The 13,796-nt window shown below is 63.3% G+C and carries 15 protein-coding genes; 3 read left to right on the top strand and 12 right to left on the bottom strand.

Translation table 11 applies throughout. The features are described 5' to 3' along the window. Positions 1-3: 3 nt before the first annotated feature. The 9 genes from bamC to PIN31009_RS10110 form a co-directional block, all read right to left on the bottom strand. Positions 4-1,152 (bottom strand): outer membrane protein assembly factor BamC, encoded by a 1,149-nt coding sequence (bamC, locus tag PIN31009_RS10150; protein WP_087688206.1) that lies wholly within the window; start codon positions 1,150-1,152, stop codon positions 4-6. Positions 1,153-1,204: 52 nt separating this feature from the next. Continuing rightward, on the bottom strand, positions 1,205-2,122 hold the full coding sequence (gene dapA / locus PIN31009_RS10145; RefSeq protein WP_150684070.1) for a 4-hydroxy-tetrahydrodipicolinate synthase: 918 nt from the start codon (positions 2,120-2,122) through the stop codon (positions 1,205-1,207). A 42-nt stretch (positions 2,123-2,164) separates the two neighbouring features. Further along, on the bottom strand, positions 2,165-2,782 hold the full coding sequence (locus tag PIN31009_RS10140; protein ID WP_150790131.1) for a class I SAM-dependent methyltransferase: 618 nt from the start codon (positions 2,780-2,782) through the stop codon (positions 2,165-2,167). Continuing rightward, positions 2,779-3,981, bottom strand: a complete 1,203-nt coding sequence (locus tag PIN31009_RS10135; RefSeq protein ID WP_150684068.1) for a tryptophan--tRNA ligase — start codon at positions 3,979-3,981, stop codon at positions 2,779-2,781. Before PIN31009_RS10135 ends, PIN31009_RS10140 begins: the two co-directional genes overlap by 4 nt. A 58-nt stretch (positions 3,982-4,039) precedes the next feature. Further along, positions 4,040-4,705, bottom strand: coding sequence for a site-2 protease family protein (locus PIN31009_RS10130; protein ID WP_150684067.1), 666 nt, complete (start codon positions 4,703-4,705; stop codon positions 4,040-4,042). An 83-nt stretch (positions 4,706-4,788) separates the two neighbouring features. Continuing rightward, a complete protein-coding gene (locus PIN31009_RS10125) occupies positions 4,789-5,415 on the bottom strand; it encodes an L-threonylcarbamoyladenylate synthase (RefSeq protein ID WP_087722927.1) in 627 nt (208 codons plus the stop codon). Between the two features lie 12 nt (positions 5,416-5,427). Continuing rightward, on the bottom strand, positions 5,428-6,261 hold the full coding sequence (locus tag PIN31009_RS10120) for a 3',5'-nucleoside bisphosphate phosphatase (protein WP_150684066.1): 834 nt from the start codon (positions 6,259-6,261) through the stop codon (positions 5,428-5,430). Between the two features lie 211 nt (positions 6,262-6,472). Continuing rightward, positions 6,473-7,363 carry an alpha/beta fold hydrolase gene (locus PIN31009_RS10115; protein WP_150790130.1) on the bottom strand — a complete coding sequence of 297 codons (891 nt, stop codon included), beginning with the start codon at positions 7,361-7,363 and terminating at the stop codon, positions 6,473-6,475. A gap of 74 nt (positions 7,364-7,437) precedes the next feature. Then, positions 7,438-8,418: a ferritin-like domain-containing protein gene (locus PIN31009_RS10110; RefSeq protein WP_150790129.1), complete on the bottom strand. Its 981-nt coding sequence runs from the start codon at positions 8,416-8,418 to the stop codon at positions 7,438-7,440. 49 nt (positions 8,419-8,467) lie between these two features. Here PIN31009_RS10110 and PIN31009_RS10105 point away from each other — a divergent pair, with 49 nt between their 5' ends. The 3 genes from PIN31009_RS10105 to PIN31009_RS27880 all read left to right on the top strand — a co-directional run bounded on the left by PIN31009_RS10105 (position 8,468) and on the right by PIN31009_RS27880 (position 10,663). Then, positions 8,468-8,992, top strand: a complete 525-nt coding sequence (locus tag PIN31009_RS10105) for a gamma carbonic anhydrase family protein (protein WP_058379389.1) — start codon at positions 8,468-8,470, stop codon at positions 8,990-8,992. A 248-nt stretch (positions 8,993-9,240) separates the two neighbouring features. Then, on the top strand, positions 9,241-10,176 hold the full coding sequence (gene hslO / locus PIN31009_RS10100) for an Hsp33 family molecular chaperone HslO (protein ID WP_150684064.1): 936 nt from the start codon (positions 9,241-9,243) through the stop codon (positions 10,174-10,176). Positions 10,177-10,183: 7 nt separating this feature from the next. Continuing rightward, positions 10,184-10,663 carry a hypothetical protein gene (locus PIN31009_RS27880; protein ID WP_174997073.1) on the top strand — a complete coding sequence of 160 codons (480 nt, stop codon included), beginning with the start codon at positions 10,184-10,186 and terminating at the stop codon, positions 10,661-10,663. Positions 10,664-10,758: 95 nt separating this feature from the next. Here the strand turns inward: PIN31009_RS27880 and ftsB are convergent, their stop codons facing one another. From ftsB to kdsA, 3 genes are all read right to left on the bottom strand, one after another. After that, positions 10,759-11,172 (bottom strand): cell division protein FtsB, encoded by a 414-nt coding sequence (ftsB, locus tag PIN31009_RS10095; protein ID WP_150684062.1) that lies wholly within the window; start codon positions 11,170-11,172, stop codon positions 10,759-10,761. A gap of 71 nt (positions 11,173-11,243) precedes the next feature. Then, positions 11,244-12,527 carry a phosphopyruvate hydratase gene (gene eno / locus PIN31009_RS10090; RefSeq protein ID WP_058379392.1) on the bottom strand — a complete coding sequence of 428 codons (1,284 nt, stop codon included), beginning with the start codon at positions 12,525-12,527 and terminating at the stop codon, positions 11,244-11,246. Between the two features lie 391 nt (positions 12,528-12,918). Continuing rightward, on the bottom strand, positions 12,919-13,773 hold the full coding sequence (gene kdsA, locus PIN31009_RS10085; protein WP_150684061.1) for a 3-deoxy-8-phosphooctulonate synthase: 855 nt from the start codon (positions 13,771-13,773) through the stop codon (positions 12,919-12,921). Positions 13,774-13,796 lie beyond the last annotated feature (23 nt).

Here is a 13,796-nt window from a genome sequence, read left to right as displayed (position 1 = left end):
GCCTTAACGGAGCTGGTTGCCGATCACGCTGATGATCGTCTGCGCGATCTGCGAGTTGTCGACGTTACCCTTCTCGTCGAGCACCTGCACGCGGGTCTGGCTGTCGCCGCGGCCTTGCACGTTCACGCTGTACTTCTTCGCCTTCTTGCTGTCCTGCACTTCCTTCGCATGGAACAGGCTGTAGAAGAAGCCGTTGTCCTTCGCCAGCGATGCCGGATCGACATAGCTCACGAAATACAGGCCCTTGGCGCGATCGCGATCGTCCACGGTGAAGTTACCGCGGTCGAGCGCAACGCCCACGCGACGCCATGCGCGATCGAACGGCTCGTTGATGTCGAGGTAAGCCGAGTCGGCCGTCTTCACGACCTGGCTGGCCGGCGCACCCGACTTGGCGTTGTCGACTTGCGCCTTCGCCTGTTCGGTCTGCGCGCCGAAGCGCTGCATCATCTTCGTCAGGAAGATCGCCTCGAGACCCGGATCGTTCGGTGCCGGTTCCCACTTGGTCGTGTCCTTCTGCGAGTTCGTGAACACTTCCACCATGCGGCGGTGCGTGATGTACACGTCCGTGCCGCCGTTCGGATCACGTTCCACACGGGTGCGGAAGCGATCGCGTTCGCCGGTCGAATACAGGCCGTCGAGCACCTTGCCGAGCAGGTCGCGGATGATGTCCTGATTGAGCTTGGCGCGGTTTTCGGCCCAGTCCGTTTCCATCACGCCGGTATCCGGCGAATCGATGGTCAGCACGAAGCCGTTTTCTTGCCAGAATTCACGCAGCGTCGGCCACAGATCGGCCGGGGCCTTCTGAATGACCAACCAGCGCTGGTTGCCGTCGCGCACGACCTTCATGCCCGGCACGTCAGGCAGCACGGTGTCGTTCGCATTCGGATTGGCGGCAACGACCTTCTGTTGCGTTTCGTAGTTCGACAGCGTAGCGGTACCGGCCGGCGACACATACTTGCGGTCGTTGGCCTGAACATTCGTCAGATCCGGCGGAACGTCGAGCGAGGGGCCGACCTTGGAGCTCTTGTAATCCACCTTATCCGAGGACAGGGCGCTGGAGAGCGAACTGCAACCGGCAACGAGGGCCAACGAGGCGATAGCGGCCCATGCCAGCACGGGACGAGCTACGGAAATACTGACGATTCGTTTCATGAGTCGCAAAAAAAGGGGTGGGCAATCGATCCCGGGAGCCACAACGAAAAACTTAAACGACAGCGATGTTCGCCGCCTTCAGGGCACTCAGCACCGTTTCCTGATACGCCTGCGCGAGCGGCGTGAGCGGCAGGCGAATGCCCGACGCGATCATGCCCATCTTTTGCAGCGCCCATTTCACGGGGATTGGATTGGCTTCGACGAACATTGCACGGTGCAGTTCGAACAATCCGAATTGCAGTTCTCGTGCCTTGGCCACGTTGCCGGCCAGCGCAGCGACGCACAGCTCGTGCATTGCACGCGGTGCCACGTTGGCGGTGACCGAGATATTACCCTGACCGCCCATGAGCATGAGCGCTACGGCCGTCAGGTCGTCGCCGCTGTACACGGCGAAGCTCTTCGGAGCGCGCCGGATCAGGTCGATGCCGCGATCCAGGTTGCCCGTGGCGTCTTTCACGCCAACGATGCCGGGCACTTGCGCCAGACGCAGCAACGTGTCGTTGCTGGCATCTGCCACGGTACGGCCGGGCACATTATAGAGGATGACCGGCAGGTCAACGGCTTCAGCGATGGCCTTGAAATGCTGGTACTGGCCTTCCTGCGTCGGCTTGTTGTAGTACGGCACGACTTGCAGCGAGGCATCGGCACCCACCGACTTCGCATGCTTGGTCAGTTCGATGGCTTCGGCCGTCGAGTTGCCGCCCGTGCCGGCGATCACCGGCACTTTACGGCCGCGCGACTGGCCGGCTTCGGCCGTTTGCTGCACGGCGATTTCAATCAGTTCGCAATGCTCTTCGACGTTGACCGTCGGCGATTCGCCCGACGTGCCGACGATGACGATACCGTCGGTACCTTCGTCGACATGCCAGTTAATCAGGTTGCGCAGCGCTTCGCGGTCAAGGCTGCCGTCTTCGGCCATCGGCGTGACGATCGCGACGATACTGCCTTGAATCGGTGTTTGGGTAGTCATGGTTTATCGAACAATTCAGCGATAAGGGTGGATTGTAGCGGATTACGCCGCCGCCTCGTACAGCGCGGCAGTCCCGGGGTTTTCCCCGGGGGTCGCGCGCGTCGCGCACAAACGCTGCACGCAGGCCGCACGAGGTGCTGCGAGCGTGACATCTTCGTAGGCCGCCACGCGCAGATTCGCCGCGCGAGCCGTGTCGAGCAGCTCGCCGGGCGCCAATAAAAACAGGGGGTTGGACGGCTTCCCGTACCTTTCGTTTCCCTGCGCAAACGTTTCGTACAACAGCACCCCGCCCGGCGCCACACACGCGGCAATCCGGGCAAGCAACGGACGGTACAGATAATTCGTAACGACAACGACGTCGAATACGGCCGCGGCCGGCAACGGCCACGCCGCGCCTTCGAGATCGGCCTGCAACGGGGTAACGCCTTGCAAGGTTGCCAATGTAGCAAGCGCATCGGCATCGCGATCGATGGCGGTCACCTGCGCACCGAGCCCGGCCAGCCAGCGCGTGTGACGCCCATATCCGCAAGCGAGATCGAGTGCACGTGCGCCGGGCCGGACAAGATGCGCCCAACGCGCAAGCCATGCCGACGGTGCGCCAGTGCCGTGCGTCGCGACCTCAGCGCCGCTGCCGATGCCGGAGACTGGCGTCGCCGTCATGAATATTGCAGCCCCATCGCTTCACGCACATCGCGCATGACTTCCTGCGCAGAACGGCGGGCCTTCTCGCAGCCGTCGGCGACGATGGCGCGCAGCAGCGACGGATCGTCCATGTACTTCTGTGCGCGCTCCAGCATCGGCTGCTGTTCGCGCAAAATGCCTTCGATGACCGGCTGCTTGCACTCGATACAGCCGATGCCGGCACTGCGGCACCCTTTCTGCACCCAATCGCGCGTGTCGTCATCGGTGTAGACCTGATGCAGTTGCCACACCGGGCATTTGTCCGGGTCACCCGGGTCGGTGCGCCGCACGCGTGCCGGATCGGTCGGCATGGTGCGCACCTTCTTCGTGATCGATTCCGCGTCTTCGCGCAGGCCGATCGTGTTGTTGTACGACTTGGACATCTTCTGGCCGTCGAGTCCCGGCATGCGCGAGGCCGGCGTGAGCAGCGCCTGCGGCTCGACCAGAATCAGCTTGCGGGCCCCTTCGAGATAGCCGAAGAGCCGTTCACGGTCGCCCATCGACAGCGACTGCGATTCGGAGAGCATCGCGCGCGCCTGCTCCAGCGCCTCGTCGTCGCCCTGCTCCTGATACGCCGTACGCAGTTCGAGATACAACTTCGCGCGCTTGCCGCCGAGCTTGCGCGCGGCCGACAGCGCCTTCTCTTCGAAACCGGTTTCGCGGCCATACAGATAGTTGAAGCGCCGCGCGATTTCGCGCGTCATCTCGACGTGCGGCACCTGATCTTCCCCTACCGGCACATGCAGCGCGCGGTAGAGCAGAATGTCGGCCGCCATCAGCACCGGATAGCCGAGAAAGCCATACGTCGACAGGTCCTTCTCGCGCAGCTTTTCGATCTGTTCCTTGTACGTCGGCACGCGTTCGAGCCAGCCCAGCGGCGTGCTCATGCCGATCAGCAGCGCGAGTTCCGCGTGCTCGGGCACCTTGCTCTGAATGAACAGCGTGGCCTGATTCGGATCGATACCGGCGGCGAGCCAGTCGATCAGCACGTCCCACACGTTCTGCTCGATGACTTCGGGTGTTTCGTAATGCGTGGTGAGCGCGTGCCAGTCGACCACACAGAAATAGCACGGGTACTCGGACTGAAGCTGAATCCAGTTCTTGAGCACACCGTGATAGTGGCCGAGGTGCAGGCGACCGGTCGGTCGCATGCCGGAGAAAACGCGTTCGGGGTACATAGGGTCCGGTGTTGTTTTGTGGTGCTTTTTGTGGGTGAATCTGTGTCTTTCGGAATCGTCAGCCAATCAGCGACAGCAACGGCGTCAGCATCCACACGATGACGTCGCGGCCCCACTGAATGAGCGGCCAGAGCCACACACGGCCCAGCACACCGCTCACCACGAGCGCCATCACGATGAAGAAGCCGTACGGCTCGAGGCGCGAGAGCGTGTAAGCCGCACGCGCCGGCAGCAGCGAGACGAGCACGCGGCCGCCATCGAGCGGCGGAATCGGGAACAGATTGAACATGCACATGACGAGGTTCACCAGCAAACCGGCCTGCGCCATCATCATGAAGAACGGTTCGTGCACGCCGGCAATCTGCAAGCCCACGCCGAACAACGCCCACAAAATCGCCTGAGCGAAGTTGCACAACGGGCCAGCCAGCGCCACCCAGATCGTATCGACACGCGGGTTGCGCAAACTGCTGAACGCCACCGGTACCGGTTTGGCGTATCCGAACAGGAACGCACCGCTTGTCATGAAGTAAAGCGCGAGCGGCACGAGAATGGTGCCGATCGGGTCGATGTGCTTGATGGGATTGAGCGTGACGCGCCCCATCAGGAAAGCTGTCGGGTCGCCGAAATACTTCGCGACATAGCCATGGGCCGCCTCATGCAAGGTAATCGCAAAGAGGACGGGGAGCGCGTAGACCGCAATGGTCTGGATCAGGTCTGCATTCATAGCCGGCTATTGTAGCAAGCCGGCCCGCGCGCCAGTATTACGGGATATTGCGCAATCGCGGCAACCGGGGGCGTCCGGCCCGATCAGGACAGCCCGAACGGCGCCAGCGAGCCACGGCCGCGGCGGATGACCTCGGGCGGCGTCACCGTCAGGTCGACCACCGTCGACGGTTCTTTCGGACAAGCCCCGCCGTCGATCACGAGATCGAGCTGCTTTTCCAGCCGCTCGCGGATCTCCTCGGGGTCGTTCAGCGGCTCGGTTTCATCCGGCAGGATCAGGGTGGTAGCGAGCAGCGGCTGACCGAGCTCTTCGAGCAATGCGAGCGTGATGGCGTGATCGGGCACGCGCAAGCCGATCGTCTTTCGCGACGGATGCGACAACCGGCGCGGCACCTCTTTCGTCGCTTCGAGAATGAACACGTAAGGCCCCGGCGTCGTGGCCTTGATCAACCGGAACTGACGGTTGTCGACCATCGCAAACTCGGCCAGTTCAGACAGGTCACGCACGAGCAGCGAGAGCATCTGCTTCTCGTCGAGCCCGCGAATGCGGCGCAGGCGATCGACCGCACTCTTGTCGTCGATGTGACAGGCAATCGCGTAACTCGAATCGGTGGGCAACGCCACAATGCCGCCCTTGTCGATGATTTGGACGGCCTGCTTGATGAGACGTGACTGCGGGTTTTCCGGATGGATCTGGAAGAATTGCGACATAGCGTCGTAAATTTACTGCCAGCGGCTCCAGACGGGAACGAGATCGTCCGGCAACGGTGGCAGCTTGCCGAGAAGCGCACGGCTCTCGGTCGGTCCATGGAAATCCGAGCCGCGCGAGGCCAGAAAGCCGTACTGCCGCGCAACCTCGGCATACTCGCGATACTGATCCGGCGTGTGGCTGCCGGTGACGACTTCAATACCTTCCCCGCCCAATTCGCGGAACTGATCGAACAATGCGCCAAATTCGAGCGGCGTGAATTTGTAGCGCCCCGGGTGCGCAACGACGGCAACGCCCCCTGCCCCGAGAATCCACTTCACCGAGTCCTGCAAGGTGGCCCAGCGGTGCGGCACGTATCCCGGCCGGCCCTCGGCGAGATAACGCGAGAAGACGTCGGACACCGACGCACACTTGCCGATTTCCACCAGATACCGCGCGAAGTGCGTGCGCGAAATCAGGTCGGGATTTCCGACGAAGCGCAGCGCACCTTCATATGCATTGGGAATACCGGCAGCGGCCAGTTGTTCGCTCATCAGTTGCGCGCGATCGGCGCGGCCGCCACGCGTCGCGGCCAACCCGGCCACCAGCGCGGCATTTTCGGGATCGATGTTCAGACCGACGATATGAACGGTGCGGTTCGCCCACGTAATCGAAATTTCCACGCCACTGACGTAACGCATGCCCAGCGCCTCGGCAGCGGCCCTCGCCTCGCGCTGACCGCCGATTTCATCGTGATCCGTGAGCGCCCACAGGTCGACACCGGCGTCGGCCGCAACTTGCGCCACTTCAGACGGCGAAAGCGTGCCGTCCGACACTTTGGAATGACAATGAAGATCTGCGTTGAACATGATGTGCCGCCAGGCGATGACGCGTCATCCGCACCGAAATCCGGCGCATGACGTCGTATGACGCATTCATTCTACCGCTCAAGTGGACGCGATGCGAGTCGCCATGTGGTTTTCGAGGCACGGTACTACGCGTGCGCAAGCGCTCGCCGGACGGGCTGGCGGCGCGTTTTCGCCGATGCCGCCGCTGCCGCCGCTGCGGGGCAAGCCAGCGTCAGTCGCGGCAAAAGTCGTCGATCAGCTTCGCCACCGCTTCCGGCTGGTCGTGGTGAAGCATGTGTCCCGCGTCGTCGACGAAGGCCTCGTTCAGATTCGGAAACACCTCGAAACGCTCGCGGAAAACCTCCTTGCCCTGCGCCCCCATAAAGTGGCGCAACACCTCCGAGTCGATGGCTTCCACATGCAATACCGGCGCACTGACGTTACTCCAAACCGCCATCGCTTCATCCAGACGATAGGGATAGGGGTTCGTCATCTTGTGCGCGGCGTCGGCCAGCAAGTGCCATTGACCGTCGCGCTCCTGACGCGCCCAACGCTGCGCCAGCCACTCGGCGCGCGCCGGCGACAATCGCGGGTTGGTCTTACGCAGCCGCTCGGCCACGTCGGCGTGCGTGGCATACGGGCGCAACGTCGGCGGGTTTTGCAGATCGTCCAGCCAGCGGCCCAACTGACGAATCGCTGCCAGCGGCTGCGAGGGCGGCAAGCCGAAGCCCTCCAGATTTACGAGACGGCGCACCCGCGCCGGCCGCACGCCCGCATACAGACATGCCACGTTGCCGCCCATGCTGTGACCGATCAGGTTGATGGCTTCGCCCGGTTCGGCATACACATCGATCAAGGCGTCGAGATCGCCGAGATAGTCGGGAAACCAGTAGCTGCCGCTGCGGCCGTCGGCGACCGGCCAATCGGTCAGACCGAAACCCCGCCAGTCCGGGGCGAGCAGATGCCAGCGCTGCGCCAGCGACTCCGCCACGAACTGGAACGAGGCCGACACGTCCATCCAGCCATGCAATAGAAACAGCTTCGGCGCGCCGGGCGTGCCCCATTGCCGCACATGGTGGCGCAGGCCGCGCACGGTAAGAAACTCGGATCGCGAATCGGTCATGACGCCGCCAGATAGTGAAGATCGAAACAATTAAGGAAAGTCGAGTATATCGGCATCAAAAACAGGACGACGCCTCACCCGCCCGCTTGCAACGCGGCCAATTCGTCGTCATCGAAACCCGCGGCGCGGCGCGCTTCGAGATTGAACGGACCGCGCAGTCGCGGGGCACCGTATTGGGCGGCCAATCGGGCATACGTTTCTACGGGTTCGCAACCGGCGCGCTCGCACCCCCAGCGGTACCAGCGGTTGCCGATGGCTACGTGACCGATCTCGTCGCGCAGGATGATGTCGAGAATCGCTGCGCCGGCCTTGTCGCCTGCGCTCGCCAGCTTGGCCCGAATCGGCGGGCTGGCGTCCAGCCCCCGGGCCTCCAGCGTGCGCGGCACCAACGCAAGGCGGGCGAGCCAGTCGCCCGCCGTCTTGCGCGCCATCACCCACAGGCCGTCGTGTGCCGGGAAACATCCGTAGCAGTAGTCGTCGCCCAGTGTCGTCAGATGTTCGGCCAGCAACGAGAAGTGATAGGCCTCTTCAGCGGCGACCAGCAACCAGTCGTCGTAGTAAGCGCTCGGCAGGCCATCGAAGCGCCACAAGGCGTCGAGCGCCAGATTGATGGCGTTGAACTCGATATGCGTAAGCGCGTGCAGCAACGCCGCGCGGCCCGCCACGGTCGTCACGGCGCGGTGCTCGAGCTCGCGGGGCGAGACGAGACGGGGCTCGGCCGGCCGGCCCGGGATGCCGGGCTCATCGACGCCATCGAGCTCACCTGCCACGCCGGCTGCGCTGCGTTCCCCGGCGCCATCCGCCACCGCGCTCAACTGCCGCTCGGGCTGCCAGATCGCATTCCCGGCGAGCACCGCTTCTCGCAGAGCGATCACGCCCGCCGCCTTCACGAACGGATCGCATTGCCGCAGCAGCGCCAATGCGCGCTCGCGAGCGCACGCGCCGGACACAGCAAACGGTTCGGCAGACGCGGGGCGATCGCGGGAATCGGGAGAATCGGGGGTATTGAGGCCAGTGGCGCTGTCACCGCCGGGCGCAGGAGTGAAATCGGGCATGACGTTACAATAGCAATTTCGTCGATTTTAACCGCGAACCAAAGCCGCCATGCCGATCTATAAACTTGGAGACAAGACCCCGCAGATCCACGAGAGTGCTTTCGTGGCAGACACCGCAACGATCATCGGCGAGGTGGTCCTTGCCGAGAACAGCAGCGTCTGGCCCGGGGTTGCCATTCGCGGCGATAACGAACCGATTCGCGTGGGTGTGGGCACCAATGTTCAGGAAGGGGCCGTCCTGCACGCCGACCCGGGTTTCCCGCTGACGCTGGCGCAAGGTGTCAGCATCGGCCATCAGGCGATGCTGCACGGCTGCACGGTGGGTGAGAATTCGCTGATCGGCATTCAGGCCGTGCTGCTCAATGGCGCGGTCATCGGCCGCGACAGTCTGGTGGGCGCCGGCGCGCTGGTCACCGAGCGCAAGACGTTTCCGGACCGCTCGCTGATCCTTGGCGTGCCCGCCAAGGTGGTGCGCGAGCTGACCGATGAAGAAGTGGCCAATCTCAAGCGCAACGCCGATACGTACGCGTCGCGCCGTCAGGTGTTCAAGGAACAACTGGTGCGCATCGGCTAAGCCGTTGCAGGGAGGGCGTTGCATGCGCCGGCCGGCCCGGTGCGTGGGTGCCCTCAGAAATGGGTTAAACGAGTGGGCTAAATGAGCTAAATGGGCCCGATACCGGCGAAACCGGTCAAAACGGGCCCCAGTGTTGAAAATGCGGCGCGTGCCCCCAGATATTGCAGCATCCACGTCAACCGCCGGCCCCGCGCGTGCCCTCCAAGGCACGATTCGCTGGCGTTGCCGCATTTTTCAGGAATTCGACCGTGTCCGATCAGCTTCAGAAATTCATGTTCGACGCCGCGCCCGTGCGAGGCGAATACGTCAGCCTCGACGCCACTTGGCGTGCCGTGCTCGAACGTCACAACTACCCGGCACCGGTCCGGCACCTGCTTGGCGAAATGATGGCCGCCGCCGCCCTGTTCACCGCGAACATCAAGTTCGACGGCGCGCTCATCCTGCAACTGCACGGTGACGGCCCCGTCAGCATGATCGTGGTCGAGTGCAATGCCGATTTCACGATGCGCGCCACCGCCAAGTACAGCGGCGACATTCCGGACGACGCCTCGCTCAAAGCGATGGTCAACGTGAACGGCCGCGCACGCTTTGCGATCACGCTCGATCCGCGCGTCAAGCAACCGGGTCAGCAGCCCTATCAGGGCGTGGTGGCGCTGTCCGACGAGCATGGCCCGCTGCCCGACATGGCGTCGGTGCTCGAGCACTACATGCACCACTCGGAACAGCTCGATACGCGCCTGTGGCTCGCGAGCGACGATACCCGCACCGTAGGCGTCCTGCTGCAAAAGCTGCCGGGTCACGGCGGCACGGCAGGCAGCGGCGCGGAACTAGCGCCGGAGATCGACGAGGACACTTGGAACCGTGTCTGCCAGTTGGGCAATACGCTCAAGCGCGACGAAATGCTCTCGACGGACCGCGAAACGCTGTTGCACCGCCTCTTCTGGGAAGAGACCGTGCGCGTGTTCGATCCGCAGACGGTCTCGTTTCGCTGCACCTGCTCGCGCGAGCGCGTCGCCAACATGCTGCGAACGCTCGGCGAAGCCGAAGTGATGAGCGTGTTCGACGAGCGCCCCAATGTGGAAGTGGCCTGCGAGTTCTGCCGCCAGACCTATCACTTCGACAAGGTGGACGCCGCGCAGCTGTTCTCGGAGCAGCCGCACTCGGCGCCTTCGCAGCATCATTGAGGTCGACATGACCCGACCGCAGCTCGCTTCCCCTGCCCGCCTCTCGCAGCGTCGACCCTCGCAGCTTCGACCCTCGCAGCGTCGCCCCTCGCTTCAACGGTTGAGCGGCGCGGCGGGTGCATGCCTGCTGACGCTGGTGGCAGGCTGCGCGCAATGGCAATTGCCGCCGCCGGACGCGCCGCCCGTGCGTTTGCCGGCGTCGCAACTGGAGCCGCAGCCGGCGCTGCCGGCCGCGTTGACGGCCGAGCAGCAGCAAGACCTGACACGCCTGAACAAGCGTATCTACGATGAACAGGAACGCACGATCGAGCGCGAGCGCCTTCAGCGCGCCATCGACGATGCGATGCGCAGCTACGCGAGCAACGCCTACTTCTACAGTGGCTGGGGCGGTCCGGGATGGTATGGCCCCGGTTGGTACGGACCGGGCGGCTACGGCCCGGGCTGGTACGGGCCACGCACGACGGTCGGGGTTGGCTTCGGCTTTTGACGTCCCGGCAGGCACAATAAAAAAGACGCTCATATGAGCGTCTTTTTTTCTTTCAACGTACGACTTCGTGCCACCGATCCAGCCAGCGGCAGCGATCAGTGATGCTGCGCCTTCTTGCCCTTGGCCTGCGTGGCCGGTGCGGCAGGCGGCGTATTGCCCACCGTCTTGTGGGCGGGTTCGTTCGACGACACGAGGGGCGCGTCCGTGCCCGAGGCGGCTTGCGGGCCGCCACTGCCGTCGGGTGCGACGAATTGCACGAACACCTCGCCGTCCTTGACCATTCCCAGCTCGAAACGAGCGCGTTCCTCGATCGCCGACGTGCCTTCCTGCAAATCCTGCACTTCGCCGGCAAGACGATCGTTACGTTCTTTCAACTGCTCGTTCTTCTGCTGTTCGGCGCTCAGTTGGTCGCGCAGTTCGTGCACATACAACCAACCACCGTGGCCGAACCAGAGCGGATACTGAATGACTGCCAACAGCAGCACCAGTACCAAGGTCACCATTCGCATGCTTTCGCCTGGCAGGAAATCCGGGAACGGGGCCCCGAGCGGACTCGGGGCTCACTTCCCGGGAATCGGAATTAGCGCAGATTGTAGAACGTTTCCTTGCCCGGGTACGTCGCGATATCGCCGAGATCTTCTTCGATACGAAGCAGTTGGTTGTACTTGGCGATACGGTCGCTACGCGAGAGCGAACCGGTCTTGATCTGACCGGCGTTGGTGCCCACGGCGATATCGGCGATCGTCGAATCTTCGGTTTCACCCGAACGGTGCGACACCACGGCCGTGTAGCCGGCGCGCTTGGCCATCTCGATGGCGGCAAACGTCTCGGTCAGCGTACCGATCTGGTTGATCTTGATCAGGATCGAGTTGGCCACGCCTTGCTCGATGCCTTGCTTCAGGATCTTGGTGTTGGTCACGAACAGATCGTCACCGACCAGTTGCACCTTCTTGCCCAGCTTGTCGGTCAGGATCTTCCAGCCGGCCCAGTCGTCTTCCGACATGCCGTCTTCGATCGACACGATCGGGAACTTGTCGCACAGCGCGGCCAGATAGTCGGCGAACTCTTCCGACGTGAGCGACAGGCCTTCGCCGGCCAGCTCGTACTTACCGTTCTTGAAGAACTCGGTCGATGCGCAGTCCAGCGCCAGCACGACGTCGTCGCCCAGACGGTAACCGGCCTTCTCGACGGCTTCCTCGATGGTCTTGAGGCACTCTTCGTTCGACGCGAAGTTCGGCGCAAAGCCGCCTTCGTCGCCCACGGCCGTGCTCATGCCCTTGTCGGCGATGATCTTCTTGAGGGCGTGGAAAATTTCGGCGCCGCAACGCAGGGCTTCACGGAAGCTGGTCTGGCTGACCGGCATCACCATGAATTCCTGAATATCGAGGCTGTTGTTGGCGTGCGCGCCACCGTTGACGATGTTCATCATCGGCACCGGCATTTGCATCGCGCCCGAACCGCCGAAGTAGCGATACAGCGGCAGGCCGGCTTCTTCAGCGGCAGCCTTGGCCACGGCCATCGACACGGCCAGCATGGCGTTCGCGCCGAGGCGCGACTTGTTGTCCGTGCCGTCCAGCTCGATCAGGGTCTTGTCCAGGAAGGCCTGTTCGGCGGCGTCCAGACCCATGATGGCTTCCGAAATCTCGGTGTTGATGTGCTCGACAGCCTTCTGCACACCCTTGCCAAGATAGCGGCTGCTATCGCCGTCACGCAGTTCGATGGCTTCGCGCGAACCGGTCGATGCGCCCGACGGCACCGCAGCGCGGCCCATCACACCCGACTCCAGCAGCACGTCGCACTCGACCGTCGGGTTGCCACGCGAATCCAGCACTTCGCGCCCGATGATATCTACGATTGCACTCATGAATTCCTCAATATCTGAAAGACAAAACGCTAAAGGGAACCTGCATCGCGCCGCAGCCCGTCAAGCCAAACCCACACCGGGCGCGAACAAGCGCGCCGAATCCTGACGTAGGCACCGATGCCGCGCTCGCGCGCGCATCGGCAAGGCATTACATAAACGGGGGAACAACGGCGCCTCGAAATGAGGCACGGCGGCCTGTGGGGTGACATCGATGCCGTCGGTGCGCTCGGCGTACGGCACGCTGGCATCTCCTTGGGGCTCGCCCCGCGGCGGGCACATTGTCCCGCTGCGCGACAAGCTTAACGACTCGACGCCAGGCTGCCAAGGCGTCGCACCGCTATACCCGTCCTGTGGGCGTACTGATAGTGGCCCCAGGACGGCGTGTCTCATTTCAGTTGAAATTGTTTTCCAGGAACTGGCCCTGCTTCACAGCGGCATCAATGGTCTTGAGCGTCGTGAGCAGTTCGCGCATGCGGCCGAGCGGCACGGCATTGGGGCCATCCGAGAGCGCCTTGGCCGGATCAGGATGGGTTTCCATGAACAGGCCCGACACGCCCACAGCCACCGCAGCGCGCGAGAGCACCGGCACGAATTCGCGCTGACCACCGGAGCTGGTGCCCTGCCCGCCGGGCAGTTGCACCGAGTGGGTGGCATCGAACACGACCGGCGCACCGGTCTCGCGCATGATCGCCAACGAGCGCATGTCCGAGACCAGATTGTTGTAGCCGAACGAGACACCGCGCTCGCAAGCCATGAACACGTCATCCGGCAGACCGGCTTCGCGGGCAGCGTCGCGGGCCTTGTCGATGACGTTGATCATGTCGTGCGGTGCGAGAAACTGCCCCTTCTTGATGTTCACCGGCTTGCCCGACTGGGCGCAGGCGCGGATGAAATCGGTCTGGCGGCACAGGAATGCCGGCGTTTGCAGCACATCGACGATCGGTGCGGCCACGGCCACATCCTCTTCGGTGTGCACGTCGGTGAGCACCGGCACGCCGAGCTGGCGGCGCACTTCTTCGAGGATCTTCAGACCGGCCTCGCGGCCCGGGCCGCGAAACGACCTGCCCGAACTACGATTCGCCTTGTCGAACGACGACTTGTAAATGAACGGGATGCCCAACGCGCCCGTAATTTCCTTGAGCTGACCGGCGACGTCGATCGTCATTTGCTCCGACTCGACGACACAGGTACCTGCAATCAGGAAAAACGGCTGGTCCAGACCAACCTCGAAACCGCACAGCTTCATGGGAACTCCTTGTTTCTCGCCCG

The organism is Pandoraea iniqua, assembly GCF_902459685.1.
GTDB lineage: Bacteria > Pseudomonadota > Gammaproteobacteria > Burkholderiales > Burkholderiaceae > Pandoraea > Pandoraea iniqua.
The sequence above is the reverse complement of the archived record's forward strand: the minus strand, read 5'-3'. Positions and strand labels throughout refer to the sequence as shown.

Excerpts from the sequence above, each read along its gene's own strand:
- PIN31009_RS27880 (WP_174997073.1), top strand. The coding sequence starts at position 10,184 with ATGACCCGACCGCAGCTCGCTTCCCCTGCCCGCCTCTCGCAGCGTCGA.
- PIN31009_RS10115 (WP_150790130.1), bottom strand. The coding sequence starts at position 7,363 with ATGACCGATTCGCGATCCGAGTTTCTTACCGTGCGCGGCCTGCGCCAC.
- PIN31009_RS10105 (WP_058379389.1), top strand. The coding sequence starts at position 8,468 with ATGCCGATCTATAAACTTGGAGACAAGACCCCGCAGATCCACGAGAGT.
- bamC (WP_087688206.1), bottom strand. The coding sequence starts at position 1,152 with ATGAAACGAATCGTCAGTATTTCCGTAGCTCGTCCCGTGCTGGCATGG.
- PIN31009_RS10130 (WP_150684067.1), bottom strand. The coding sequence starts at position 4,705 with ATGAATGCAGACCTGATCCAGACCATTGCGGTCTACGCGCTCCCCGTC.
- PIN31009_RS10110 (WP_150790129.1), bottom strand. The coding sequence starts at position 8,418 with ATGCCCGATTTCACTCCTGCGCCCGGCGGTGACAGCGCCACTGGCCTC.
- PIN31009_RS10120 (WP_150684066.1), bottom strand. The coding sequence starts at position 6,261 with ATGTTCAACGCAGATCTTCATTGTCATTCCAAAGTGTCGGACGGCACG.
- ftsB (WP_150684062.1), bottom strand. The coding sequence starts at position 11,172 with ATGCGAATGGTGACCTTGGTACTGGTGCTGCTGTTGGCAGTCATTCAG.
- PIN31009_RS10140 (WP_150790131.1), bottom strand. The coding sequence starts at position 2,782 with ATGACGGCGACGCCAGTCTCCGGCATCGGCAGCGGCGCTGAGGTCGCG.
- PIN31009_RS10135 (WP_150684068.1), bottom strand. The coding sequence starts at position 3,981 with ATGTACCCCGAACGCGTTTTCTCCGGCATGCGACCGACCGGTCGCCTG.
- PIN31009_RS10125 (WP_087722927.1), bottom strand. The coding sequence starts at position 5,415 with ATGTCGCAATTCTTCCAGATCCATCCGGAAAACCCGCAGTCACGTCTC.
- kdsA (WP_150684061.1), bottom strand. The coding sequence starts at position 13,773 with ATGAAGCTGTGCGGTTTCGAGGTTGGTCTGGACCAGCCGTTTTTCCTG.
- dapA (WP_150684070.1), bottom strand. The coding sequence starts at position 2,122 with ATGACTACCCAAACACCGATTCAAGGCAGTATCGTCGCGATCGTCACG.
- eno (WP_058379392.1), bottom strand. The coding sequence starts at position 12,527 with ATGAGTGCAATCGTAGATATCATCGGGCGCGAAGTGCTGGATTCGCGT.